The sequence below is a fragment of the Pararhodobacter marinus genome, assembly GCF_003122215.1.
In the GTDB taxonomy this organism is placed as follows: Bacteria; Pseudomonadota; Alphaproteobacteria; order Rhodobacterales; family Rhodobacteraceae; genus Pararhodobacter; species Pararhodobacter marinus.
The window spans coordinates 238,289-263,474 of record NZ_QEYD01000004.1 but is presented as its reverse complement, the minus strand read 5'-3'; the positions used below and the strand labels follow the sequence as shown (position 1 = coordinate 263,474).

18 protein-coding genes are annotated in these 25,186 nt (G+C 66.1%); 8 read left to right on the top strand and 10 right to left on the bottom strand.

Annotated features, from left to right (window positions below):
- Positions 1-58: 58 nt before the first annotated feature.
- Entirely contained in the window at positions 59-763 is a 705-nt protein-coding gene (locus C4N9_RS08085; protein ID WP_109532806.1) for a glycosyltransferase, read from the bottom strand.
- A 247-nt stretch (positions 764-1,010) separates the two neighbouring features.
- Between C4N9_RS08085 and C4N9_RS08080 the strand changes: the two genes are divergently transcribed.
- From C4N9_RS08080 to C4N9_RS08060, 5 genes are all read left to right on the top strand, one after another.
- On the top strand, positions 1,011-2,003 hold the full coding sequence (locus C4N9_RS08080; protein ID WP_109532805.1) for a KpsF/GutQ family sugar-phosphate isomerase: 993 nt from the start codon (positions 1,011-1,013) through the stop codon (positions 2,001-2,003).
- Positions 2,004-2,502: 499 nt separating this feature from the next.
- On the top strand, positions 2,503-4,719 hold the full coding sequence (locus tag C4N9_RS08075) for a hypothetical protein (protein WP_109532804.1): 2,217 nt from the start codon (positions 2,503-2,505) through the stop codon (positions 4,717-4,719).
- Positions 4,719-6,254: a hypothetical protein gene (locus tag C4N9_RS08070; protein WP_109532803.1), complete on the top strand. Its 1,536-nt coding sequence runs from the start codon at positions 4,719-4,721 to the stop codon at positions 6,252-6,254. Before C4N9_RS08075 ends, C4N9_RS08070 begins: the two co-directional genes overlap by 1 nt.
- Positions 6,247-8,574 (top strand): glycosyltransferase family protein, encoded by a 2,328-nt coding sequence (locus tag C4N9_RS08065; protein ID WP_109532802.1) that lies wholly within the window; start codon positions 6,247-6,249, stop codon positions 8,572-8,574. Before C4N9_RS08070 ends, C4N9_RS08065 begins: the two co-directional genes overlap by 8 nt.
- 4 nt (positions 8,575-8,578) lie before the next feature.
- A complete protein-coding gene (locus C4N9_RS08060) occupies positions 8,579-9,667 on the top strand; it encodes a glycosyltransferase family protein (protein WP_109532801.1) in 1,089 nt (362 codons plus the stop codon).
- A gap of 3 nt (positions 9,668-9,670) precedes the next feature.
- On the opposite strand, the gene C4N9_RS08055 is transcribed toward C4N9_RS08060, so the two are convergent.
- The 9 genes from C4N9_RS08055 to rfbC all read right to left on the bottom strand — a co-directional run bounded on the left by C4N9_RS08055 (position 9,671) and on the right by rfbC (position 20,239).
- On the bottom strand, positions 9,671-11,923 hold the full coding sequence (locus tag C4N9_RS08055) for a hypothetical protein (RefSeq protein ID WP_146195137.1): 2,253 nt from the start codon (positions 11,921-11,923) through the stop codon (positions 9,671-9,673).
- Between the two features lie 171 nt (positions 11,924-12,094).
- Positions 12,095-12,835: a glycosyltransferase gene (locus tag C4N9_RS08050; RefSeq protein WP_109532799.1), complete on the bottom strand. Its 741-nt coding sequence runs from the start codon at positions 12,833-12,835 to the stop codon at positions 12,095-12,097.
- A 104-nt stretch (positions 12,836-12,939) separates the two neighbouring features.
- Positions 12,940-14,061 (bottom strand): GSCFA domain-containing protein, encoded by a 1,122-nt coding sequence (locus C4N9_RS08045; RefSeq protein ID WP_109532798.1) that lies wholly within the window; start codon positions 14,059-14,061, stop codon positions 12,940-12,942.
- A gap of 76 nt (positions 14,062-14,137) precedes the next feature.
- A complete protein-coding gene (locus tag C4N9_RS08040) occupies positions 14,138-14,857 on the bottom strand; it encodes a hypothetical protein (RefSeq protein WP_109532797.1) in 720 nt (239 codons plus the stop codon).
- Positions 14,858-15,134: 277 nt separating this feature from the next.
- Positions 15,135-16,892: a hypothetical protein gene (locus C4N9_RS08035; protein ID WP_109532796.1), complete on the bottom strand. Its 1,758-nt coding sequence runs from the start codon at positions 16,890-16,892 to the stop codon at positions 15,135-15,137.
- Positions 16,892-17,782 carry a glucose-1-phosphate thymidylyltransferase RfbA gene (gene rfbA / locus C4N9_RS08030; protein WP_109532795.1) on the bottom strand — a complete coding sequence of 297 codons (891 nt, stop codon included), beginning with the start codon at positions 17,780-17,782 and terminating at the stop codon, positions 16,892-16,894. Before rfbA ends, C4N9_RS08035 begins: the two co-directional genes overlap by 1 nt.
- Positions 17,779-18,630 carry a dTDP-4-dehydrorhamnose reductase gene (rfbD, locus tag C4N9_RS08025; protein ID WP_109532794.1) on the bottom strand — a complete coding sequence of 284 codons (852 nt, stop codon included), beginning with the start codon at positions 18,628-18,630 and terminating at the stop codon, positions 17,779-17,781. Before rfbD ends, rfbA begins: the two co-directional genes overlap by 4 nt.
- Entirely contained in the window at positions 18,627-19,676 is a 1,050-nt protein-coding gene (gene rfbB / locus C4N9_RS08020; RefSeq protein ID WP_109532793.1) for a dTDP-glucose 4,6-dehydratase, read from the bottom strand. Before rfbB ends, rfbD begins: the two co-directional genes overlap by 4 nt.
- Complete coding sequence (gene rfbC, locus C4N9_RS08015) at positions 19,673-20,239, bottom strand: dTDP-4-dehydrorhamnose 3,5-epimerase (protein WP_109532792.1); 567 nt, start codon at positions 20,237-20,239, stop codon at positions 19,673-19,675. Before rfbC ends, rfbB begins: the two co-directional genes overlap by 4 nt.
- A 447-nt stretch (positions 20,240-20,686) precedes the next feature.
- Between rfbC and C4N9_RS08010 the strand changes: the two genes are divergently transcribed.
- The 3 genes from C4N9_RS08010 (at position 20,687) to C4N9_RS08000 (ending at position 25,175) form a co-directional block, all read left to right on the top strand.
- Entirely contained in the window at positions 20,687-22,120 is a 1,434-nt protein-coding gene (locus tag C4N9_RS08010) for a mannose-1-phosphate guanylyltransferase/mannose-6-phosphate isomerase (protein ID WP_109532791.1), read from the top strand.
- 4 nt (positions 22,121-22,124) lie between these two features.
- Positions 22,125-23,498, top strand: a complete 1,374-nt coding sequence (locus C4N9_RS08005) for a phosphohexomutase domain-containing protein (RefSeq protein ID WP_109532790.1) — start codon at positions 22,125-22,127, stop codon at positions 23,496-23,498.
- Positions 23,499-23,603: 105 nt separating this feature from the next.
- Positions 23,604-25,175, top strand: coding sequence for a DUF2793 domain-containing protein (locus tag C4N9_RS08000; protein ID WP_109532789.1), 1,572 nt, complete (start codon positions 23,604-23,606; stop codon positions 25,173-25,175).
- The last annotated feature ends 11 nt before the right edge of the window (positions 25,176-25,186 follow it).

Genomic DNA, 25,186 nt, shown 5'->3' with positions numbered 1-25,186 from the left:
TTGGCAAGCGGGAAAGCACCATGCGCCTATTGCTCCGAGCGCAGCGCGCCGTGTCGCCTCATTCAGCCGCCTGCGACTGCGCCGAGGCGAGGTAGAGGTCGCGCTCGGCGCGCCATTCGTCGCCGAAATCGACATCCTGCCAGTCGTCGAACCACGGGCCACCATTCGTGTAATGCACGCACATCGGGATCTGGTCGGGCTTCTCGTACTCGCCCTCGAGGAAGTTCCACTCGCGGTCCAGTTCGCCGATCTCGGAATCGTCGAGCCAGGTGAAACGGTGCAGGTAGCCCGGGCTTTCGGTGTTCACCACTTCGGGCGTCAGCGCCTTCACCTTCGGATGCGCGCCGTTGAACGCCATGAAGGACGACCAGTTCTTGCGCGGATAGACGCTTTGCTGCTTGCCATCCATCTTGATCATGTTGGCGGGCGTGTAGTCGTGCTGCACGCAGTACAGCGCCTTGCTGTCGTCGAGCAGGTCGAAGATCTCGGTGATGTCGCGGGTCACGAGGAAATCGCAATCCATGAAGACCGACCAGCCGTCATGCGCCGCCAGATACGGCGTCAGGAAGCGGGTCAGCGAGAACTCGGTCGTCGCGTTGTCGGCGGGGCGGGTGTAAAGACCCAGTTCGCGAAGGGTCGGCTGCCGCAGCGGGTAAATCTCGACATCGCCCGAGGTATGGCGCAAGGTCGAGTGACGCGCGACCTGCCACGCGATGTCCTCGCGGGAATCGTAGCCGACATAGATCTTAAGTTTCTTGCTCATTGTGAAATCTCCGTTTTTACCGGCCAGCCGCTTTCGGAGGCTACTTGCTCTTCTTATCGGTGCAAAATGTCAGTTCAGCAACCCGGGGCGCCGAAGCCTGAGCGTACACTTGCCACGTTTTGCCACCGACGGTAGACAAACCGGAAGAGAGAGTTTAGGCCGCCCCCATCAAATTGCGTGGCTTCTGTGCAAGCGTTCCGAACCTGCATCTCTACATAGCATTTTGTCTTAATTATAGGCTTTTCACATGTATCCCAAGACCATTGCTGCCCGCAAAAGCGTCGACGCCGATCTGGTGCGCGCCGCCGCCGCGCGCGTCCTGGCGGTCGAAGGCAACGCCGTTCTGCAGATGGCCGAGGCCTTGCCCGAGGATTTCATCGCCAGCGTCGAAACAATCCTGGATTGCAGGGGCCGCGTCATCCTGAGCGGTATCGGCAAGTCGGGTCACATCGCCCGCAAGATCGCCGCGACCCTCGCCTCGACCGGGACGCCGTCGCAATTCGTCCACCCGTCCGAAGCCAGCCATGGCGATCTGGGGATGGTCACGAATGACGATGTCTGCATCCTGATCTCGAATTCCGGCGAAACCACCGAGCTGGGCGACATCATCAGCCATACCCGCCGCTTCGCGATCCCGATGATTGCCATTTCGCGCAAGGCCGAGAGCACGCTGATGCGCGCCGCCGACCTCCGGCTGCTGCTGCCCGATGCGCCCGAGGCCTGCTCGATCGGCATGGCCCCCACCACTTCGACGACGCTGACGCTGGCTCTGGGCGACGCGCTGGCCGTGGCGCTGATGCAGCAGCGCGGCTTCGTGCACGAACATTTCCGCATCTTCCACCCCGGCGGCAAGCTGGGCTCGAAACTGGCGCAGGTGCATCAGCTCATGCACGATGCGACGGAGATCCCGATCGTGCCAAGCGATGCGCCGATGGGCGAGACGCTGATCACCATGACCCGCGCGGGCTTCGGCATCGCCTGCGTCGTCGATGCCGAAGGAGCGCTGGCCGGGGTCATCTCGGACGGAGATATTCGCCGCAACATCGAAGGCTTGCTGGAAAAGACCGCGGGCGATGTCGCCACGCGTTCGCCGCAGACCGCGCCGCCCGACATGCTGGCGGCGGAGGCGATGGCGATCATGAATGCGCGCAAGGTGAACGCGCTGGTTGTTCTTGACGAGTCCCAACGTCCTGTCGGCCTGTTGCGGCTGCATGAATGTCTGCGCGCAGGCGTCGCCTGAGCCAAATCCGGGCGGGCCGGGATCACAAAGCGACGAGACCGCGCAGCGATCCCGCCCGACTCCTTGACATTGCTGCACCGCAGCGTCCCTAAATTGGGCGCCCGACCGCGCTGGCCGCGTAATGTCTGAGCAGATGATATCGCAACAGGCCAAACAATGACCGGAGACTGGAAAACAATGCCCGTCATCGTTCACCATGAAGCCGATATCCGGGTCTTGCATCCCGCAGCCCGCCGCGCCGGACGCTTGCGTCTGCGCACAGGGCGGGATCGCACCGGGATGCGTCTTTTTTCACGTTGGGTACCCCGCAGTTTTTCATCCGTCACATCCCGATGGCAGGCTATGAGCGGCTTTTTTCTCGCGGCCCTGACCCTGAAGAGGGGCCACAAAGCGACCCGAACCGAAGCGCGACGCGGAATTGGCCGCGTCCTCCACTGACCGAGACCTTTTGCAGACCCGCGCCGTCTTTCGCGCGATCCGAATTTCAGGAACCGAATTCATGAGCACTGTCCTTGATGCTGCGTTCGATCCCGAGTGGTACGTCGCCACCTATCCCGACGTGGCGCTGACGGGGATGGACCCGGCCGAGCATTACCAGCGCTTTGGCCGGATGCTCGGGCGGCAGCCCAGTGCCGATGCGCCGAAGCCGCGCCCGATCCTTCCCCACCTGCAACCCGACCCCGCGCCCGCCGCGGGTCCGGCGCCGGCCGCTGCGCCGGAACTCGTCATCCCGCGCCCCACCCGGCCGGGCCCGATCATCGACCGCCCCGCGGGGTTCAATGCGGCGGCCACGGTCCCCGGGACAGTGCTGTCGGGTCTGACCGAAAGGGCCAAACCGCAAAGCCTGTCCGCGCTGGCCGAAGCGCCGCATGCCGATGCCGGCGTGCTTGTCGCGCTGAACACCTATGCCCGGCTGTTCGGCCTGCCCGCGCCGGGAAGAGCCGCCGCGCGCCCGGCGGGCAGCATGACCGCGTTCGAGCCGTTTCAAACCGGCACGCTGCGCATCGAAAGCCTGTGGCACGAGACCACCGGCGCACTGCGGCTGCGGCTGACCGGCGGCGAGGGCAGCGCGGGCTGGATGCTCAGCGCGTTCCAGGCGGTTCCGGAAAAGCCTGACCAGATGCATCCGGCGGGCGACACGCTGGTCCTACCCGCCGAGGGTCCGGCGCTGTGGGACATCGCGCTGGTTCATCCGCTGATGCCGGTTCTCGTGCAGGCGAGCGCCCCGGACGGCACGGTGCAATCGATTGCGCTGCTGGCCTTCCCGTCGCTTGCCCCCGGCGGTCTGCACGGGGCCGAGGCAAAGGCGCTTCAACGCACCGCGAACCCGGTGGATTCGCTTTGGGCGCTGTCGGAAATGCTGGTGCGCGAGAAGCTGGGCAAGACCGGCGGCAACGCGGCCTCGCTTGCCGGGATCCGCGTTTCGCTGCAAGGCGCCACGGGGGCCGAGCCGTTATTCGCCGCGCCGACGCTCGACTGGCTGGATGCGCTGTTCGGTCTGTCGGTGGCCCCTCTCGACGCGCCGGGCCAGACCCTGACGCAGGGCGAGGCGGCGTTGCGCGACATGCTGGGCGAACGCGTGCTTTCCCGGCCGGACGATACCGGGGGCGTGACGCTGTCCCTGCCCGGTTGCGGTGTTCCGACGCTGTCGGTGCTGGTGTCGCGGCGGCTCGACGCGGACCTGCCCGACTCTTCCGCCGCCCCCTATCTGGTGGCCGAAGAGTCCAACCTGCGCCCGCGCTGGATGGTGACCCCGGCGCAAGGGCCGGCGTCGGACCCGTCGCAGCCCTCGATCGGGATGGCCGGTCAGGGGATGGCAACAGAGACCGACGCAAGCGCCGTTCCGATCCCGGTCGCCGTGCTGTTCCGCCCCCGGAACCCGCCGCATCCGACGCGTCTGATGCTGCCCACGGCCCCGGATGCCGCCGAGAAATCCGCCAAGCCGGCCAAGATCGGGTCGCTTCAGGTGATCCTGACCGCGCATGACCCCGCGCGGTTGGAAGAGCTCTTGCGCAACGTACTGGCGATGGCGAAGGCGGAGGTTACCGTCCGCCTGGCGGGTCCGGACAAGGCCGCCTTGCGCGCCTGTCTGGATGGCACGCTCGGCACGGGCGGCTGGCGCGAGACCGCCACCGGCACCGACCTGCGCAGCCTTGCCGCGGACAGCGATACCGAGTGGCTGCTGACGCTGGACGACCGCGTCGTGCCGTACGACCCGCAGACGCTGAGCACGCTCAAGGCGATGCTTGACGGCGCGCCCGATGCGGCCTCGGCCAGTTGCCTTCTGCTGGCCGAGCGCGTGGTCAAGAAAAGCGCCGTGATCAGCCCGGCGGTGGGCGGGCTGTTCCCGTCGCGCGTGTCTTTCTCCTCGGCCCCGGCGCTGGGTTTCAACGAACCCGACACGTTCCAGCCCCTGCCCTCGGCGGATTATGCCGTGGTCGCCAATGCGCTGCCGCTGTCGCTGTGGCGGCGCGCGGTGCTGGCCGATCTGCCGATGCCCGATGGCTCGGTGCCCGACCATGCCGCCGATATCCAGCTTGGCCTCGATGCGCTGGACGCGGGGTATCGCCACTTGTGCACCTCGAAAGTGCGGGCGGGATATCTGGGCGACTATGTGCGCCGCGACGAGATCGACCCGGTCGGCACGCAATACCTGCGACCGGCGCTGTGGGAATCGATCTTTCGCCGCGTGACGGTGTTGCGGGAATTGTTCTGATGCGGATCGTCGTCATCATCCCCAATGCCGAATGGCGCAAGACCGCGGGGGTGCGCATCCGCTACGAACGCATCCGCCCTCGGATCGAGGCGCTGGGCCACAGCTTTGCGCTGCAACCCATCGACGAGGCGATGGCGGCGCCCGAAAGGGCCGGCGATATCTACCTGATCAGTAAATGCCACGACGTGCGCTCGCTGTTGCTGACCCGCCGGCTGCGCGCCGAAGGCTGCGCGGTGGGCATCGATTTCTTCGACGATTATTACAGTCAGACGCAGGATGCGGCCTTCATGCATCTACGCGCATGGTTCCGCATGATGACGGCGCAGGTCGATTTCGGCCTGTGCTCGACGCCGAACATGCGCGACCGGCTGGTGCGGCTGGTGCCCGATCTGCCGCTTCTGGTGATGAACGACCCCGCCAGCGGCTGGGAGGGTGCAGCGCTGGCTGACAGGCTGCGCGCGGTGGCCGAGCGCACACGCGCCAGCCGGGTTCTGGATATCGGCTGGTTCGGGATCGGCGACAACCCGTATTTCTCGCTGGGACTGGAAGATCTCAGCGCCTTTGCAGGCCAGCTTCTGCAATGCCGCGCGCGGGGCTACCAGCCGCGCCTGCGCATCCTGACCAACCGCCGGGCGCTGGATCCCCGGCGGCTGGAGATGATCGCGCGTCTGCCGGTCCCCTGTCTGGTCGACGAATGGACCGAAGAGGCGGAAACCGCGCTGATCGCCGACAGCCTGTTCTGTTTCCTGCCGGTCAACGGGCAGGAGTTCAGCACGGTGAAATCGCTCAACCGCGCGGTTTCGGTTCTGGCGGGCGGATCGCAGGTCCTGTCCACCGGCTTTCCGCTTTACCAGACGCTGGCTCCCTTCATCTACCGCGACCTGGGCGAGTTGCTGGACCATCTGGACGCCGATACGCTGCGCGTGCGGCCGCAGACGCTGGCCGATCTGGGAGCACTGATGGACAGTCTCGGCTCGGCCGAGGTCGAAGCGAAGCGGCTCGCCGATTTTCTGGAAACCCTGCCCCGGCCCGCGCCGCATGACTGGCCCGGCGAAAAGCCGGTCATCGTACTGCAAGGCAGCCGGCCGCAAGGCGAGATCCACAAACAGGTGCAGCGCCGGGGCTACCTGTCGGCCGCCTCGCCGCGCACCACCGCGAAGCTGGCTTTCGACCTGTCGATCCGATCGGATCCCGAGGGCCAATTTCTGGACGTCGTGCTGCGGGACCGGTCGGTCGCCCGTTTGTCGAAGCACTGGCGTGCCCGGGTCAGCGAGATCGCCCCGCCTAAAGGCGGCGATCCGCAGCCGACCCTGCGCCTCACCCGGGACGACCTGCCCGGATTGCGCCCGATGCGGCAGGTCTCGGCCCCCCGGCACGAGCTGGAAGAGCAATCGCGCTATCGACCCGACATGGCCCTGATGGCCGAGATCGCCAACCTGATCTTCGACACCCCCCACCTGTTCCTGTCGGAATCCAGTTCGCCCTACTGGTCGCCTGAAATCGAAGCCCAACAAAACGGTGCCGCCCATGCCTGAACAGCGAAAGACGGTCTTTTTCATCATCAACCTGCTGCAGGACGTGAACGTCGTGCGCGGGCTGGTCTATCTGACCGTGCGTGAAACCGATGCCGATGTGGGTTTCCTGATCAGCGATGCCTTCATCACCCGCGACGGACAAAGGATCTGGCAGCGCGAACTGGCGGAACTGGCCGCAGACACGGGCGCGAGCCTGCACCGCTTCGGCGATATCAGCGAAGCCTATGCCGTGTTGCAGGGCGGCAGCGGCATGATCATCGCCGCCAGCGAATCCGACCTGAACGCGCATCGCCAGACCCATGACGTTCTGCGGGTGGCGCCTCCGGGCTATCTGCGCGTGACGCTGCAGCACGGGTTTGAATGCGTGGGTTTCCGCCAGAGCCGCGAGCACGTGGTCGCGCATGGCCGCAACATCCATTTCGCCGCCGATGTCGTGTGCAGCTGGTTCGATCCCGCCGTCATGACCGCGCTGCCGGCGAGCGAACGCGCCAAGCTCTACGTCTCGGGGCCGCCGATGCTGCTGCTGGCGCCCGGCTCGGACCATCCCGACCACCCGCCACAGAATGGCGGCATGGTCTGCGAGAACCTGCACTCGGTCCGGCTGAGCGCGACGGGCGATCACAAGGCGTCCTTCATGGACATCTTTTTCGATTTTTGCGCAGAGATGGCCAAGCGCGACGCCGAGGTCACGCTTCGTCCGCATCCCGGCGGGCAATACGTGCTGCGCAACAACATCGCGCTGCCCGACAATGTGCGGCTCAACAACCTGCCGATGTACCATGTCAATCTACGCGGCTACGATTACGGCATCTCGGCGCCGTCGACGGTCGTGTTCGACATGATCCTCGCCGGGATCCCGGTGGGCGTCTGGCGCGATCCGGGCGGGGTGATGGATGCGGGGAATTACGACGGGCTGGCCGAGATCAGCACGCTCGACGACTGGCTGGCTTTCGAGCGCGATGTGCGCCTGCGCCCCGAGATGCTGCTCGAGCGGCAGAGCGCATTCCTGCGCAAGCTGCAGATGCCTTCGGACCCCGCCGAAGTCTATCGCCGCTTTGCCCGGCTTCTGGTCGCGGGCACCAGCGGCTCTGCCCGCCCGGTGCCCCCGCCCTTTCCGGTCGGCAGCGTGACATCCGCCGCGACTTCTGCCGAACCCGGGCGCATCACGCCCAAACGGTTGCTGTTCGTCGCCAATGCCCTGATCCCGACGCTGCAGCTTTCGTTCCTCAAGCCGCTGAAACCGCTCTTCGATTCCGGCGAGATCGAGCCGCTCATGCTGACCGGCGACGATCTGAAGGACAAGTTCGGCAAGAACTCCGCCGGGGCCGAGGGCCGCGCCTGGTTCATCCAGCAGATCGCCGAGAAAAAGCCCGACCTGATCGTCTGCTGCCGCTATAGCGCGGCCCATGCCGGGGCGGTGCTGGAATACGGCCGCAAGAACGACGTGCCGGTGATCTTCCATGTCGATGACGATCTGCTGAACATCCCGCGCGAGATCGGCGAGAAGAAGTGGATCATGCACAATCACCCCGCGCGCATTCAGACGGTGACGACGCTGCTGAACAAGGCGGATCTGCGCTATTGCTCGACGCGCAAGCTCAAGGATCGGTTCCGCCAGCTCAATTTCTACGGACCCGCCGTCGCCGGGCAGATCTATTGCGCCTCGACGGTGATGCGCCGGGCCGAGCGCGGTCCGGTGCGCAAGGTCGGCTATATGGGCTTCGACCACGCGCATGATTTCGAAATCGCCCTGCCCGCGCTTGAACGCTATCTCAAGCGCAACCCTGAGGTGACGTTCGAGCTATTCGGATCGATCCCCCTGCCCGATGTGCTGCGGCAGTTCGGTGATCGGGTGGTCGAGGTCGCGCCGGTGCGCGATTACGCAGCCTTTCTGCAGACACTCGCCGATCGCAAATGGGACATCGGCATCTGCCCGCTGGCCAAGACCGCCTTCAACGAGGTCAAGGCGAACACGAAATGGGTCGAGTACACCGCCTGCGGCATGGCCACGATTGCCAGCCGGGGACTGGTCTATGACGATTGCGCCGCCGGCGGACGGGGCCGGCTGATCGACGACGACGCCTGGGAACAGACGCTGCAGGAACTGACCGACAACCCCGAAGAGCGCTACGAAACGGCCCGCCGTGCGCAGGAATATCTGGAAACCGTCTATTCCAGCGAAAGGCTGAAAGAGCAGGTTCTCGATGTCTTCGACATGGCCGCGCGGCTGGTCAACAAGCGCAAGGGCCAGGGGAAAACGGGGCCGATGGCGGCACTTCGGCGCACGCTCACGCCCGAAGACCTTGGCATGACGGGCTGACGGAATGTCCCCCTCGCTCAAGGTTCTGGTCGTCGGCGACGAAGAGCGCGGCGCCGCGGCGACGCAGGTCATCAGCTTCGGCCAGCCTCTGGCCGGGATGCCGGGGGTCGAGGTCATCCTCGACCCGCACCGCCAAGACCCCGCCGCCATCGACGCGCGCCTGCAGGACATCGCGCCCGATATTCTGGTGCTGTCGCGCTACACCTGGCCCCAGGGAAAGATCTGGGCCGAGTACGCGCGCGCGCGGGACATTGCGCTGGTTTTTCATCTCGACGACGACCTGCTGGCAGTGCCTGAAAGCCTGGGCGCGCATAAATTCGCGATCTACAACGATCCCGAACGTCTGGCGGTGCTGCGCGCCAATATCGAAAGCGCCGATCTGGTCTATGCCTCGACTCCGGTTCTGGCCGAGCGGCTGCAAGACCACGGGATCGAAACACCGATCATGGCGGGCGACCTGTATTGTTCTGTTGCGCCGGATGAAACCCACAGCCGGCTGCTGCCCGCCCAGGGGCCGGTTCTGGGCTATATGGGAACCGGCGGGCATTCGGCGGACCTGGCCATGGTCCTGCCGGCGATCCGGACGCTGCTCGACCGAATACCCACCCTGCATTTCGAGCTGTTCGGCACCATCGAGATGCCGCAAGAGCTGAGCGCATACGGTCCCCGCGTGCGCCATCTCCCCTTTGTCGTGGGATACGACAGGTTCATGCCGCAGTTGCGCTCGCTCGGCTGGTGGGTCGGGCTGGCACCGCTTGAAGACAACGCGTTCAACCGCTGCAAGGCCGATACCAAATGGGTCGAATACACTGCGGCGGGCATCGCCACGGTGGCCTCGGATCTGCCAGTTTACGCACAAGCCTGCGCCGGGGGATGCGGATTGCTGGCGCGCGGCACCGACGACTGGATCGCGGCCATAGAAACGCTGCTGCTGGACCCGGCACGCAGACAGGCCATGATCGGCGCGGCGCAGGACAAGCTGCGGCGGGACTACAGCCATGCCCGACTGGGCGAGCAGGTCATGCGCGTTCTCGAAGCAGCGCAGGCACGCCACCGGGGCGCGGTTTCTCAGGGGATGACAGCAGCAGGCTGAACGTCAGCCGCGCCGGACCAGCCGGATCATCCGCCGCAACGGGCCGGTGATCCGCCAAGAGGTGCTGCTGCGAAGCGCCGCCACTTCCCGGGCCAGCGCGTCACGCTCCTGCATCGCCGCGGAAAGGTCATAACGCAGGCTCGACAGATCGACATGCAGTGCCGCCATCTCGCTGACGCGCTGCGCACTGTCGCGGCTCAGGACCGCATTCGCGCTTTCGCCCTTTGCGAGCTTGTCGCCCAGCGTGGCGACCCGGGAATGCAGCGTGTCGATCTCGCCCTGCTGTTTCATCGCGTATTGCGTCAGCGTGGCAACCTCGCGGAACCGGTCCTGCAGGTGGTCCTGCATTTCCTGGGCCGATTTGCGCGCGGTTTCCAGATCCGCGCGCAGCCGCGTTGCCGCCTCGGCCTCGCGCGCTTGTTCGGTTCTTGCCTCGGACAAGTCGTTCCGCGTCTCCGAGAGCGCGGCCTGCATTTGCGAGAGCCCGGCCTGGGCCTCTGACAACTCGGCTCTTGCATCCGACAACTCGGCCTTTGCCTGCGACAGCTCGGCCGCCGTTGTTTCCGCTTCATGCTGACGCTGCAGCAGCGCGCTGCGAACCTGCGCCAGCTCGTTTCCAAGCGCCTCGAGCTCGGCCCGGCTGGCTTCACGCTGGGCCTCGGCGTCGGTCAATTCCTTGCCCAGACGCGATATTTCGCGATCGCTTTGCGTGATCACGAGCGTCAGCTGCGCCAGCTCTTGATCGCGCGCCGATACGGAGTCTTTCAGCCGCTCATACTCGGCGCGCTGGTTTTCGAAGCGGTCGGTCAGGGTCTTGTGCTCGGCGAGCAGCGTGGCCTTGTCCCGCTCGCCCGCGGTCGCGCGCGCTTGTTCGGCCCGCAATGTCGCGCTCAGGCGCTCGACCTCTTGGCCGCGGGCCTCGCTTGCGGCGAGAGCCTCGGCAAGGGCGCGCTCCGAGGCGGCGGCCTCGTCCCGCGCGGCCAGCAGCTTCTTGGTCAGGATATCTTTGTCGTTGCGGCGGGTGGTCTGTTCGTCTTCGAGCTGCTGCTTGCGCGCCGCCAGCGCGGCTTCAAGCTTCTCCGCCGTCGATGCCTTCCGGTTCAGCTCGGCTTCGAGTTCGGTCAGCTTGCGCGTCAGGGCATCCTTTTCCGTTGCGCGCGCTTTCTGTTCAGCGTCAAGCTGCTGCGAGCGGGTGGCAAGCGCCACCTCAAGATCTTTCATCGCAGCAGCTTTCCGGCTCAGGTCATCCGTCATTTTCCCGGTATCGGCCTGGGCCCGGGCGATCGCGTCCTCGGCGCGCTGACGCTGGCTGTCGCGAGCCGCTTCCAGCGTCTTGATTTCTTCGCTCAGCAGCCGGCGCTCTTCGCGTTCGACCTTGACCAGACGCCCGAAAGCGCGGGCTGCGTCGTTGAAGGCTTCGCGGATCGTGTCGAGCGTCTCGTAATCGTCGGCGTCTTCGCCCTGCTCGGCCCAGCGCGAAAAGATCGCGTAGGTATTGCGCAGCCACGCGACCAGAAGCGGGTTATCGCCCTGGTCCTCGGGGCGTTCCTGATGATGGCGCAGTTCGGTGGACAGGAAATCCTCGATCACCGTCTCGACCTGATCCAGCCCGCGCGGCCAATGCACGCCCAGCGTCTTCGCGGCTTCGGACACGACGAAAGGCCAGCGACGGATCAGCATGTCATAACTGGTCGCGTAACGCGCCGTGCCCCGGGTCTCGAGCTCGGCTTCCAGCACGTGATGCAGCCAGATCATGTGGCTCAGGCCGCGGCTGAACTTCTTCTTCTGCCGCAGCGACCGCGCGACCTCTTCGGGATGGCGCACGGTCAGAATCGGCAGAACCCTGTAGCCGGCCTGTTCCAGCACCCGGGTCCAGAACGGCACCAGCCGGCAGATACGCGGATCCTTGAGGACAATGAGAGGACTGTCGCCAAAATCCGTGCGCACCAACTCGACCGCACGGGCGAAATAGCTGGCAGCGACGGGCGAGTCGGTCCAATGCGGATTGACCGCCAGGAAATCGTCCCAGGACGTCCCGGCCGAGGCGAGGATTTCCTCGTTCAGATCGCGTACGGCGGTGGATTCGAAGAAGCCCTTGGCGTTGGCCCGCGACGGTTCCATGATGGCCTTGGGCAGGTCGCATCCGAGCTTGCTGAGCACGCCAGCCAGCGCAGAGGTTCCCGAGCGGTGCATTCCCAATACCAAGACGGCGGCCTTCGCGGGCTGCGCAACAGGCGACTTCGTCTTCTTACCCATTCGTGTCCGCTCCCAACGGCCTCAACGCGTCCGATCTTGCACTCGGAAATTGACATCACCCTAACGCCATCGGCGCGCGGATAACCAGAGCAAAACCGGAAAAAGGGAACGGAAATGCGGGACTTGCGGCACGGTCTTGCCGACCGGCCACAGGCCCCGCGAAGGCGGCGATCACTCGGCCGCGACAGCCGCGTCCTGCGCGGCCCCATAGCCCTCTTCGCCTTCGAACGGTCCGTCGATGACGCGCTGCAGGGAGTAATCCGTCAGCAGCTTTTCGCGATGCCATTCCGACGCCATCGGAACATGGGCGAATTCATGGAAACAGGGCGTGCCCAGCGTCCAGTGCAACAGCTTCGCCTCGGGGTTCTCGCCGAATTCGTCGGGCAGCCAGTTCCAGACCTTCGGGATCTCGCCGATCAGGTCGTCGTCAAGCCAGGTGAAGCGGTGCAACTGCGCGCCGGTGGCATTCATCACGAATTCGGGCGTGACGACCGCGTTGGCGGGATGGCCACAATTCCACAGCACGACCGAGGACCAGTTCTTGCGCGGATAATTCTGGTTCTTCGCGCCCAGGTACTTGGTTTCCATCTTCGTCTTGTAGTCGTGATGCACGCACATCACCGCCTTGCTCTCGTCGCGCAGCGCCCAGAGCTTGGCCACGTCGTCGCGCAACAGCATGTCGCCGTCGACGAACAGCGCCCAGCCCTTGTAGTCCATGAGGTGGGGCAACAGGAAACGGCTGTAGATGAACTGGTTCGAGCCGTCGTCATGGGTTTCGGCATAGCCCTTGAGCCCTTTCAGGGCGAGCGGCGTCAGCGCGAGAGGCTGCGAGGCGTGGCGGATCAGGCTGTTGGCACAGACGTGATACGCCACGGCCTCGCGCGGGTCGTAGCCGATAAAGACATTGATCACGGTATTGCTCCGTCAAAGCGAAAGTGTGAAGGACACCATCGCCCGCGGCCGCTTTCGCGGCCTTGATCCATGTCAAGACCCCGGCCCTGCCGGCGGCAATACGCCTACGAGCGGTCGAGCGCCGCCTCGTCGCATTCCACCTCGACGAAGGCTCGGGCCGCGGCGAGGCTGTCATCCTCGTCAGCGTCTGGCGCGGTCGCGGGCCGGTCCGCCGCCTTGACCGGCGCCGCCTTGGTGGAAGCCTTGTCCTCGGGGGCCTCGACGATGGTGCCCGTCGCATGTTTCAGCAGCAGGCGCATCACGTGGTTGACGCCCGCCTCGGTCACGTTGCGCAGGTCGTCGGCGTAATAGGCACCGCGCGCATGCGGGCCGGTGATGATCTCGAACGACGGGAAGTAATGCACGAAGTCATGCTGTTGCGTCAGCATGTCGGCGGCGACGCGCAAGACCGACTTGGAATAGGTCGTGGCCGAGAGCACATGCGCGCCCTCCGTCGCCGTCGCCATCAGCGGGACGGGGCTGACCGTGACGATCATCTGCGCCGTGGGATTGACCGCGCGCAGGGCCTCGATGAAGGCGTTCATGTCCTCGACGATCTCGGCCACGCCCTGATTGCGGAAGGCGTATTTCGCGGGATCGAAGTCGCCGCCTTCGACGCCCGGGCAAAGCGGGAAGACCGCACCGTCCTCAAGGCTTTCCCAGCATTCCGTCAGGCCCAGGGTAAAGACGAAAACGTCGAGTTCCTCGAACATCCGGCGGACGGCCGCGAAATGCTGGGCGCGGTCGACCTCCATCTCGGCGACCGAGGCGAAATTGCCGGGCTGGATGGTCGGGCGGAACGGGTCGCGGACGGTGCCGTCGGGATCGGTCCACGCGGCCTCGGCCGGCGTGAAGCGGCCATAGGCGCGATCCATGAGCTGACGAAGCTGGCGGGCGGTATAGATATTGCCGTAGCGCGCCGAGAAGGTGCCGTAATTATGCGCGGCACGAACCGGCCCGCGCAGGATCGGGTGGCCTTCTTCGACCACGAAATAGTTGAACCCGGACTGCGCCAGATGGCGGGCGACATGCTGGGCAAAGCAGGACCCGGCGGTCGCCACCTTGGTGTCCTTTTCGATCTTGAGCGAGAACTCCCCGACCGGATCGACCGCCGAGAAGGCCGGCCGCGCCACCGACCGCCGCCAGAACGCCTTGTCGGGAAGGGATTTGTAGGGGTGGTCAGTCATGTCAATCTCCTAACGCTGGCCTGTGTCAGGGAATCCCGACAGCGGAGTTTGGAATAGTCGGCTTTCGCAGGGTGTCTCAGATGTAGGCACGAGACTTTGAAAGTCGCACGATGGCATCCATCAGCTGTTTACCGAACGCCGCGTTGGCATGGGTTGCGTCATTCGCGTAGAAGTCCGGGGCAAGAAAACCGGTCGCGGTCAGCGTTTCAGCGGGCGCGGCGTAATGCATGATACCCAGTTTTCCGAGGAAACTGCTCAATGCGCTCTCCTCAATCCTCCAAAGCGCAAGGCGCAGGTCTGCTGGCGCGAAGCCGAACTCAGCGATCCCGCGCCCGTGGTAGTCGCCCCCCTTGTTCCTGAACCTTTCAGGGATCTCTTCTTTGGGAGGCGGCGGCATAACATGCACAACCTGTGCTCGTGTTGCTTCCTTGATCGCGGGAACGACCTTGTCGCTCTCGAACTTGTTCTGGAACACTGCGCGAATGGATGAAACCGGAATAATCTGCGCGTCCTCTGGCCCAACCCGGGTGCCATCGTCCAAGAGAACGCCGTAGGGGACGTCGTGATTGAGCAAACCATAGATATTATGGAGAGCCCCCAGATGCATCAGAACGAGCGTATCGTTGGCAGTCAATGACGCGGCTTTCTCCCGTGCTTCGGGCAAGGTCATGGTCCCGAATTTCGCATTATCCTTGGTCTTGAGCCAGTGGATCTCAAGGTCATAGCCATCGATCGGATCTCTGGGCAGCGCCTCGGAGTGGCTGTTACCCAGGATAAGCAACTTAGACTTTGTCATAAGGCATTCTCTTTATTCTCTGAACGGCAATTTCTTAGCTTGCCGACATTGTCACACGCTGTCTCGACATTCGGTTACAGCATACGCAAGGTTCGGGCAGGTGCACTTTCTATCGCCGGTCACGCAACGGACGTGGCAATTTGTGGCGCAGTCGCGAAGGCAACTCAAGGCGGTGCGTCAAAGCTATTCCTTACCTCTTGTGGCCTCGAAGACCAATGAAAACGGCTTTTCTCGGCCATTCGACCGACGATCATCCTCGTCGGCCCGGTGCGCAGGATCAACCGCCTCGCAACACCACGCTGCCCGTCACATCGCACAGGGCCACGCCCGTGCCGTTGGGAAAGCGGGGGAGGTGCAGGCGGGTGGGGGCCGGGCTCAGCCACAGGCGCCGGGTCGGGCGGCCGTCGAGGGTCAGAAGCGCGGGCGTGGGATGATCCGCGGTGGCCTCGAACCGGCCGGGCTCGTCCAGCGGGTGCAGGCGCGCGCCGCTGGCACCGGCCCGCAGAAGCGGCAGGTGGATGCCCCCGGTCACCAGATCCACCGCCGAGGCGCCGGGCGGGATCCGGGTCTGCCGCCACAGCGCGGGCGACGGCGGGACCGCCTGCGTCACCACAAGCGGCATCTCGGGGCTCTCGGCGCGGGCGGTCGGCAAAAGCAGCGGCGCGGTGAAAAAGAACACCAGCGGATCCTTCGGCGCCGGGCTGACCGGCCAGACGCAAAGCGTCAGCGACAGGATCCGTGCGCCATTCGATGCCGGGATGCGCAGCTGCACCGCCTGGTAATCGCCCTTGGCGGCGGTGCCCGAAAAGGCCGGGTCCATCTTGACGAAATGCCGGGTCGCGGTGCCAGGATCGTCGATATCCTGCCAGCTGACCTGCAGGTCGCCATAGCCGCGATGCACCGCCATCCCCATCAGAAGCGTCAGGTCCCCGGCGCCGGGCGAAATCTCGACCGGATCGCACAGCGGCACCCGCGCCGGGCCGGTCGCGGGAGGGAAGGTCAGGCTCCATGTCGCCTGCCCCGGACAGCTCCAGCGCTGACCGCTGACATCGCGGCAGACCGCGCCCGCCGGGACCGAGGGCGCAAGGGGAACCACATCCGGCAACGCCCCCACGGGCACCGGCGACAGCGGCAGCGAGAGGCCGTCGGCCTCGATCCCGAGGGGCGTGTCCCGGTCCTCAGCGGAGGCCAGCAGAAGACCGCCCGCGACAAGATGCAGCCCCGCGACAGACCTGGCCAGCCGCGCCGGATCGACACCGCCTGCCGCCGGCGCATCGGGGCGGTAGGCCGAGACCAGCATGTGCACCCGGCCGCCCTGCTCCTGCGCGGTCAGCGTCAGGTCACGCTGAACACGGTCGCGGATATTGGCCTCGGAGGGGGTCAGCTGGGTCAGGAACGCGGCCATCTGGCGCCCGGCCGCGTCGCCCTCGTATCCACGCGAGGGCGGATGCGACACCTGCACCAGCGGATCGCCCACCACCGACAGCCCGGCGGTCCCGCAATAGGATATCGCGGCCCAGTCGATCCCCCAGCCCAGATTGTTCTCGGCATAATCGAGCCCGCGCAGCCGGTCCAGCACCGCAGGCGCGATGCCCAGTACGATCCCGTCGGTCTGGGTGACGTCCAGCAACCCGTCCTCCGGCCCCTGACCGCGGGCAGTCAGGGCAAAGGGATAGGCGGTATTGTCGATCTCGGGCGTCCAGATGCCGATCGTGGGGTGACGCCGCAGCAGATCCGCCCAGCGCCGCGCCAGCCCGGGCCAGTCATCGCAGCCAGCATCGGCCTGAATGAGCAGCATCGCGGCGCCCTGAGGAACCTCGGCCGCAAGCCTCTGGAACTTGCGGCCGAAAAAATCCGCCTCGTCGGCGCGGATCCATCGCCCCGCTCCGGTTTCCTCGGTCCCGTCAGGGTTGGAATAGACGACCAGAAGCCCGTCAAGCACGCCCTCCAGCGCCGAGGCGATGGCAGCGGCGGCATCCCTCATGCCGCGCCATGACACGACCGCGCAGAAGACCGGAGGCCGGGCGTCCGCCATCAGGACCTTGAGCGATGCTCTTCGGCGATGGCCAGCAGGTGCCTGCCGTATTCCCCCTTGGCCAGCGGCCGCGCCAGGTTGGCGAGGTGATCGGCCGAGATCCAGCCTTTCGAGAAGGCGATCTCTTCCGGGCAGCCGGTCTGCAGACCCTGGCGGCTTTGCAGCGTGCGCACGAAGTTGCCGGCGTCCAGCAAGCTGCCATGCGTGCCGGTATCGAGCCACGCATAGCCGCGCCCCATCAGCTCGACCGTCAGCGCGCCTTCGTCCAGATAGCCCTGCAGCAGATCGACGATCTCAACCTCGCCGCGCGGCGAGGGCTTGATACGCTTGGCGCGTTCGGGCGCGCCGCCATCGACGAAGTAAAGCCCGGTCACCGCATAATTCGACGGCGCCTGTTTGGGCTTTTCAACGATCTGGCCGACCTTGCGGTCCTTGTCGAAGGCCACCACGCCGTAGCGCTCGGGGTCGCTGACGCGGTAGGCGAAGACCGTCGCGCCGCTTTCCTTCCGGTCGGCCGAGGCCAGAAGCTCGGGCAGGCCGTGACCGAAGAAGATGTTGTCGCCCAGAACCAGAACCGAGGGCGCGCCATCAAGGAAATCCTCGGCCAGGGTAAAGGCCTGCGCGAGCCCGTCGGGCGAGGGCTGGGTGATGAAGGTCAGCGACATCCCCCATTGCGAGCCATCGCCCAGCGCACGAACGAATTGTTCCTGATCCTGCGGCGTGGTGATGATCGCTACCTCGCGGATGCCAGACAGCATCAGCACCGAAAGCGGGTAATAGATCATCGGCTTGTCATAGACCGGCAGAAGCTGCTTCGAGACGCCGATGGTGATCGGGTACAGACGGGTCCCCGAGCCACCGGCCAGGATAATACCCTTGCGCTGGGTCATGTGATCGCTCCGAGATCCTTGAGGGCTTGGGTCGTCGCGGCCTTCCAGTCGGGCCGGGACAGGCCGAACACGGCCAGCGTCTCGCACGCCATGCGCGAATTGGCGGGGCGTTTCGCGGGGGTCGGAAATTGCGAACTGGGAATGTCCGTGATCGTGCAGTCGAGGCCCGCCTGCGCCATGATCTCGCGCGCGAAATCGGCCCAGCTTGCATCGGGCGTGCCCGAGAAGTGGTAGGTGCCCGATTTCGACGCATCGACGCTCAGTTGCGCGGCGATGGCAAGGCAGGCTTCAGCGATCGCCGACGCCGGGGTCGGGCCGCCGATCTGATCGGCCACCACGGTCAGCCCGTCGCGTTCTGCCCCGAGCCGCAGCATCGTCTTCAGGAAATTGTTGCCATGGGCCGAGAAGACCCAGCTTGTGCGCAGGATCGCATGGGGGCCGCCTGCCGCGCGCACGCCCTCTTCGCCCTTCAGCTTGGTCCGGCCATAGGCGCCCAGCGGCGCGGTCGGGTGATCGGGCGTGAAGGGCGTCTCGCCCGCGCCGTCAAAGACGTAATCGGTCGAGATATGGACGAAGGGAATGCCCAGCTCGGCGCAGGCCTCCGCCATCGCGGTGGGGGCGTCGCCGTTCACGACCTCGGCCGCCGCTTCCTCGGCTTCCGCCTTGTCGACGGCGGTCCAGGCGGCGGCGTTGATCACGGCAGTTGGCCGCGCCGCGCGGATCGCGGCGGCGCAGGCGGCGGGGTCGGACAGGTCGGCCTGCGCGCGGCCCAGAAAGATCGCGTCGGGCGCCAGTCGCTTCAGTTCCGTGGCAACCTGCCCGGTCGATCCGAAGACGAGAATGCTCATGCCTTGGTCCCCAGCCGTTCGCCGACGCCGTGACGCTCTTGCAGCGGGCGCCACCAGGCTTCGTTGTCGAGATACCATTGCACGGTCCGCTCGAGCCCTTCCTCGACCGTGACCGAGGGGCGCCAGCCGAGCTCCTCGCGGATGCGGCTCGGGTCGATGGCATAACGCGCATCGTGGCCCGGACGGTCGGTCACGAAGGTGATCTGATCGGCATAGGACCCTTGCGCCTTGGGTTTCTTGGCGTCGAGGATGCCGCAGAGCGTCTTCACCAGATCAAGGTTCGTGCGCTCGTTCTCGCCGCCGATATTATAGCTCCGGCCCAGCTTGCCCTTGGCGACCACAAGGAGCAGCGCGTCGGCGTGATCCTCGACGAACAGCCAGTCGCGGATATTCTCGCCCTTGCCGTAGATCGGCAGCGGCTTGCCCGCGAGCGCGTTCAGGATCACCACCGGGATCAGCTTTTCCGGAAAGTGGAACGGCCCGTAATTGTTGGAACAATTCGTCAGCACCACCGGCAGGCCATAGGTTTCGTGCCACGCGCGGACCAGATGGTCGGACGCCGCCTTGGACGACGAATAGGGGCTGCGCGGATCGTAGGGCGTGTCTTCGGTGAATTTCACCGACGGATCGGCGGGCAGCGAACCGAACACCTCGTCCGTCGAGATATGGTGAAAGCGGAAGCTCTCGGGCCTGCCCTGCCGCACCCAGTAGGCGCGCGCGGCTTCCAGCATATTGTAGGTGCCGGTGATGTTGGTTTCGACGAAATCGCCGGGGCCGTCGATCGACCGGTCGACATGGCTTTCCGCCGCTAGATGCATCACCGCGTCGGGTTCATGCGCGGCAAAGATCCGATCCAGCGCGGCGCGGTCGCGGATATCGGCGTGCTCGAACGCATAGCCGGGCGCGTTCGAGACGCTCGCCACGTTTTCAAGGCAGGCGGCATAGGTCAGCGCGTCGACATTGACCACGGAATGGCCGTCACGGATCGCCTGCCGCACGACGGCAGAGCCGATGAACCCGGCGCCGCCGGTCACAAGAATTTTCATCCGTCATTCCATTCGAAAGGGGATTGCCACTCGGCGAAAGACACCGCCGCGGCGTCTTTTTCCGACAGAACCGCGGTTTCGGCATCAAAGCCCCAGTCGATCCCGACCGTGTCGAAGCGCACCGCGCCGTCGCAATCGGGCGCGTAGTGATCGGTGCATTTGTAGATGATCTCGGTATCGGGTTCGAGCGTGACGAAGCCGTGCAGGAACCCGGCCGGAATCCAGAGCTGGCGCCCGTTCTCGTAGCTCAGTTCCTCGGCCACCCATTGACCATAGGTCGGCGAGCCCTTGCGCCCATCCACCGCGACATCGAGCAGGCTGCCGCGCCCGCAGCGCACCAGCTTGCCCTGCGCATGGGGCGGCGACTGATAATGCAGGCCGCGCAGGGTGCCCTTGGCGGTGCTGAAGGAATGGTTGTCCTGCACGAATTCGGGCAGCGTCACCCCGGCGCCTTCAAGCGCCTTGCGATTCCAGGTTTCGGAAAAGAAGCCCCGGGCATCGCCGAAACGGCGCGGCGTGATGACGAGAACGCCAGGCAATCTGGTAGAGTCAATCTGGACCATAATTCACTATGCTTTCGCCGCAAAAACGAGCGGCCGGATGAGAAAGAAAGGCACGTCCAATGTGCTGGGTTTCCATATCAGTCAGGCCAATTTCTGTCTAGGCTGGCTCCCGCGCCATTTCGCACCTGCAGCAAGACCTTGCCGGTGCCCGGGGGAACAGCCGCAGGTCAGCGGCATCACAGGAAAACGTAACGATTGCATGGCATTTTTCCGCCACCCCGGTCTTTCGCCTGACCGCCGCGCGCGGGATTGGCCGCGCGGGCGCGGCGCCCCGCGGCAAGCCACTTGCAGCGCCGCGCCGGAACTGTCGGAAACTTTGGCGGGAATGTGGGCTGGTGAACAATTTATTGACAGAAATTCCTTTCACATTGCAGGGCCATACCCTGTGTCACGGTCCGAATCCCCGGTGCCGGCCCCGCCCATCATACGAGTTTCCGGAAAGCCCGAATGCTGATTCATCCTGTTCTTCTTTGCGGCGGCTCCGGCACGCGCCTGTGGCCCCTCTCGCGCAAATCCTATCCCAAGCAATTCGCGCCGCTGACGGGCGAGAAGAGCCTGTTTCAGACCTCGGCGCAGCGTCTCTCGGGCCCGGGTTTCGCCCTGCCCGTCGTGGTGACCGGCAGCGATTTCCGCTTCATCGTCACCGAGCAGTTGCTGCAGGTCGGCATTACCCCCGGCGCGATCCTGATCGAACCTTCGGCGCGCAACACCGCCCCCGCGATCCTGGCCGCCGCGCTACAGGTGGGCGGCGACGCGCTTGTGCTGGTCGCGCCTTCGGATCATGTGATCCCTGATGCCGCCCGGTTCCGCGAGGTTGTCCGGGCCGCGTCCGGGGCGGCGCAGGCCGGACAGATCGTGACCTTCGGCATCCGTCCCGACCGCCCCGAAACCGGCTATGGCTGGCTGGAACTCAGCGCCCAGCCCGATGCCGATTTCAGCCCCGTGGCCCAGCCGCTCGCACGCTTCGTCGAGAAGCCCGACCTTGCCACCGCGCAGGCCATGCTGGACGGCGGACGGCACCTGTGGAACGCGGGCATCTTCCTGTTCCGCGCTGACAAGCTGGTCGAGGCGTTCAAGGCCTATCAGCCGGAGATCCTGGCACAGGTGCGCGCGGCGCTCGACGCCGCGCAGGAAGACCTGGCCTTTACCCGGCTCGACCCTGCCGCCTGGGGCGGGATCGAGGATATCTCGATCGATTACGCGGTGATGGAAAAGGCCGATAACCTCAGCGTCGTGCCCTATGGCGGCGTGTGGTCCGACCTTGGCGGCTGGGAAGCCGTCTGGCGCGAGGGCGAGGGCGACGCGACCGGCGTCGTCACCTCGGGCGAGGCGCTGTCGATCGATTGCGAGAACACGCTCCTGCGGTCGGAAAACGACGCGCTGCAGGTCGTGGGGATCGGGCTGACGGACATGGTGGTCGTGGCGATGCCCGATGCGGTTCTGGTCGCCCACAAGGACCGCGCACAGGATGTGAAGAACGCAGTGAGCGCGCTCAAGGCACGACAGGTACCGCAGGCCGAAACGCTGCCGCGCGATTTCCGGCCCTGGGGCTGGTATGAAAGCCTCGTCGTGGGCGGGCGGTTTCAGGTCAAGCGCATCCATGTCCATCCGGGCGCCGCGTTGAGCCTGCAAAGCCACCACCACCGGGCCGAACACTGGATCGTGGTCGAGGGCACGGCGAAGGTGACGATCGATGACGAGGTGAAGCTCGTCTCGGAAAACCAGTCGGTCTATATCCCGCTGGGCGCCAAGCACCGGATGGAGAATCCCGGCAAGCTGCCGATGGTGCTGATCGAGGTGCAGACCGGCGCCTATCTGGGCGAGGACGACATCATCCGCTACGAGGATGTCTATGCCCGCGGACAGGGCGCGAAAGGGTAAGGCGATGGCGCCGAAATTCGGAACCTCGGGCCTGCGCGGGCTGGTCGTCGAGCTGACGCCCGACCTGATCGGCGCGCATGTCGCGGCCTTCCTGCGCGCCTGTCCGGTCGGGACGGGCCTGTTCGTGGGGCGCGATTTGCGCGACAGCTCGCCCCGCATCGCCGGCGACGTGATCGCGGCGGCGCGGGGGGCGGGCGTCGATGTCACCGATTGCGGCGCGGTGCCGACCCCGGCGCTGGCGCTGGCGGCGATGGGCGCAGGGGCGGCGGCGGTGATGGTCACCGGCAGCCACATTCCCGCCGATCGCAACGGGCTGAAATTCTACACGCCTGGGGGAGAGATCACCAAGGCGCACGAGGCGGCGATCCTGGCCGCGCTGGATGCCACGGCTCCCACTGGCCCCGAGAGTGCCTTGGCGCAGGCCGACCCCGGCCCGGCTTTCGTTGCGCGCTATGTCACTGCCTTTGGCGCGCAGGCGTTGGCGGGCAAGCGCGTCGGTGTGTGGTCGCACAGCGCCGTGGGCCGCGACCTGCTTATCGACACGTTGCAGGCGCTCGGCGCCGACGTGGCCGAGATCGCGCGGTCCGATACCTTCATCCCGGTCGATACCGAAGCGGTCCCCAAGGCTGTGCGCGCCTTCCTGCGCGACACCGCCGCTGCGCAGGGACTGGATACCATCGTCTCGACCGATGGCGATGGCGACCGCCCGCTGGTGACGGATGAGACCGGACAGGTGGTGCCGGGCGACGTGCTGGGCCAGATCGCCGCGCAGCTTCTGGAGGCCCGGACCGCCGTCACGCCGGTTTCGTCGAATACCGGCATCGATACGCTGGGGCTGCGGGTGATCCGCACGAAGATCGGCTCGCCCTTTGTCATCGCCGGGATGGAGCGTGTGCCGGGCGAGCGGGTCGTGGGCTACGAGGCGAATGGCGGCTTTCTGCTGGGGTTCGAAGCCACGGGACCCGCTGGCCCCCTGCCCGCGCTGATGACCCGCGACAGCCATCTGCCGATCATCGCGACGCTCGTCGCCGCCGGGGCCGGGCCGCTCAGCGCCCGCGTGGCGGCCGAGCCCGCGCGCTTCACCGCCGCCGACCGGCTGCAGGAGGTCCCGACCGAAGCCTCGGCCGCGCTGGTGGCCGCGCTCAGCACCGATGCGTCGGCGCAGGCGGGGTTCCTTGCGGAATTCGGCGATGCAAGCCTTGCCGGGACCGATACGACCGACGGCTTGCGGCTGACGCTGGCCTCGGGCCGGATCATTCACCTGCGTCCTTCGGGCAACGCGCCCGAACTGCGCTTTTACGCCGAGGCCGAAAACCCCGACGCCGCACTGGCCCTGCTGGCCAAAGGGCTGGAAACCCTGCGCGCGCGGCTGGGATAGTCCCGGCCGTGTTGCAGGGCAGTACGGTTAACGCGCCGTCGCTGTCACCTCGTCCCGTCTTAGCACTTGCCCGCCATTGTCCGGCCCCGACCAGGAGGCCCACCGATGGACGAGACATCCCCCAACCTGTCCCTGCCCTATCTGCAGGCATCGCAGGCGCAGAAACACGTCACCCACAATGCCGCGCTCGAGGCGCTGGACCTGATCGTCCAGCTGGTGCTGCAATCCTTTTCCCAGACCACGCCGCCGCTTGCCCCCGATGAGGGGCAGGTCTGGGCGGTGGGCAACGGCGCGGTCAACGACTGGGTCGGCCATGACGGCGAACTGGCCGCGTGGTCGAATGGCGGCTGGCTGTTCATCACCCCGCGCCCCGGCTGGCGCGGCGCGATGGGCAGCGATCTGCGGGTCTGGAGCGGGACGGCCTGGATTGCCACCGATCTGCCCCCGCTGCAGAACCTGCCGGGCCTCGGTATCAACGCCAGTTACGACGCGACCAACAGGCTGTCGGTCCGGGCCGCGTCCACCCTTCTCGACAATGCCGGCGCCGGGCATCGGCTGGTAGTGAACAAGGACAGCGGCAGCGACACCGCCGCGCTTCTGTTCCAGACCGGGTATTCCGGCCGGGCCGAGATGGGCACCACGGGCAACGACGACTTCGCGGTCAAGGTCTCGGCCGATGGCAGCGGCTGGACCACCGCGCTGGAAATCGACGCCGCGACCGGGAATACCGCGATGGGCGCCCTGTCGCTGGGCGCGCCGCTGGCGCCCGGCTCGGGCGGGACGGGGGTGGCCAACCCGGCGGGCGCGACGCTGACGCGAAACGGTGCCCATGCGCTGAACCTGACCACGATCGCGCCCAGCGCCCTGACGCTGCCCACGACCGGCACGCTGGCCACGCAGGCCGGGGCCGAGACGCTGTCGAACAAGACCCTCGCCGCACCCGCGATCACCGGCCTTGCCAGCGGCAGCGCCATCACCCAGAGCGCCACCGACGCCACCGCCGGGCGGCTGCTGAAAGTCGGCGATACGCGCCTCTCGCCGGGCGATGGCAGTCCCGAGAATACCGATCTCGACACGATCGAGGGTCTGGGTTTCTGGACCATCGGCGCCTCGGCGGCCAACAGCCCCGGCTTCATCGGTGGCGCCGGGGCGCTGATCTCGTTCCAGCGCAGCAATACGCGCAAAGCGCAGATCGCGTCGAATGGCGGGCTGGGCAACCGCTGGGGCGTGCGCACGCAGGACGACAGCGGCACCTGGCATCCCTGGGCACAACTCGTGCATTCGCGCAACCTGGTGGGTCCGGTCGGTCAGTCGGCGGGCATCCCTACCGGCGCGGTCCTCGAGCGCGGCGCGAATGCGAATGGCAGCTATGTCCGGCTGGCCGACGGGACTCAGATATGCTGGCACGCCATCGACGATACCGCGACCGCCTGGGGCACCGCGGAAAGCGGCCTGTTCCGCCGCGCCTCGCCCGCGACCTGGACCTATGCCGCGCTCTTTTCCGTCCCGCCCTGTGTCACTGCCACCGCGCATATCGGCAATGACTGGATCGCCGGCTGCCGCCCGAGGGGCGTGCCGGCCACCAACGCGGTGCTGCTGATGCCGTGGTCGTCCTCGGCGCCCGGCACCTCCACCGCCAAGACGATTTTCGCCTGTGCCATCGGGCGCTGGTTCTGACGAGGTTCCCC

What these genes read in the sequence shown, in the direction of transcription:
- C4N9_RS08080 (WP_109532805.1), top strand. Translation starts at nt 1,011, where the DNA reads ATGTATCCCAAGACCATTGCTGCCCGCAAAAGCGTCGACGCCGATCTG.
- rfbA (WP_109532795.1), bottom strand. Translation starts at nt 17,782, where the DNA reads ATGACCCAGCGCAAGGGTATTATCCTGGCCGGTGGCTCGGGGACCCGT.
- C4N9_RS08040 (WP_109532797.1), bottom strand. Translation starts at nt 14,857, where the DNA reads ATGACAAAGTCTAAGTTGCTTATCCTGGGTAACAGCCACTCCGAGGCG.
- C4N9_RS08055 (WP_146195137.1), bottom strand. Translation starts at nt 11,923, where the DNA reads ATGGGTAAGAAGACGAAGTCGCCTGTTGCGCAGCCCGCGAAGGCCGCC.
- C4N9_RS08045 (WP_109532798.1), bottom strand. Translation starts at nt 14,061, where the DNA reads ATGACTGACCACCCCTACAAATCCCTTCCCGACAAGGCGTTCTGGCGG.
- rfbB (WP_109532793.1), bottom strand. Translation starts at nt 19,676, where the DNA reads ATGAAAATTCTTGTGACCGGCGGCGCCGGGTTCATCGGCTCTGCCGTC.
- rfbC (WP_109532792.1), bottom strand. Translation starts at nt 20,239, where the DNA reads ATGGTCCAGATTGACTCTACCAGATTGCCTGGCGTTCTCGTCATCACG.
- C4N9_RS08075 (WP_109532804.1), top strand. Translation starts at nt 2,503, where the DNA reads ATGAGCACTGTCCTTGATGCTGCGTTCGATCCCGAGTGGTACGTCGCC.
- rfbD (WP_109532794.1), bottom strand. Translation starts at nt 18,630, where the DNA reads ATGAGCATTCTCGTCTTCGGATCGACCGGGCAGGTTGCCACGGAACTG.
- C4N9_RS08070 (WP_109532803.1), top strand. Translation starts at nt 4,719, where the DNA reads ATGCGGATCGTCGTCATCATCCCCAATGCCGAATGGCGCAAGACCGCG.
- C4N9_RS08000 (WP_109532789.1), top strand. Translation starts at nt 23,604, where the DNA reads ATGGACGAGACATCCCCCAACCTGTCCCTGCCCTATCTGCAGGCATCG.
- C4N9_RS08035 (WP_109532796.1), bottom strand. Translation starts at nt 16,892, where the DNA reads ATGGCGGACGCCCGGCCTCCGGTCTTCTGCGCGGTCGTGTCATGGCGC.
- C4N9_RS08060 (WP_109532801.1), top strand. Translation starts at nt 8,579, where the DNA reads ATGTCCCCCTCGCTCAAGGTTCTGGTCGTCGGCGACGAAGAGCGCGGC.
- C4N9_RS08005 (WP_109532790.1), top strand. Translation starts at nt 22,125, where the DNA reads ATGGCGCCGAAATTCGGAACCTCGGGCCTGCGCGGGCTGGTCGTCGAG.
- C4N9_RS08010 (WP_109532791.1), top strand. Translation starts at nt 20,687, where the DNA reads ATGCTGATTCATCCTGTTCTTCTTTGCGGCGGCTCCGGCACGCGCCTG.
- C4N9_RS08065 (WP_109532802.1), top strand. Translation starts at nt 6,247, where the DNA reads ATGCCTGAACAGCGAAAGACGGTCTTTTTCATCATCAACCTGCTGCAG.
- C4N9_RS08085 (WP_109532806.1), bottom strand. Translation starts at nt 763, where the DNA reads ATGAGCAAGAAACTTAAGATCTATGTCGGCTACGATTCCCGCGAGGAC.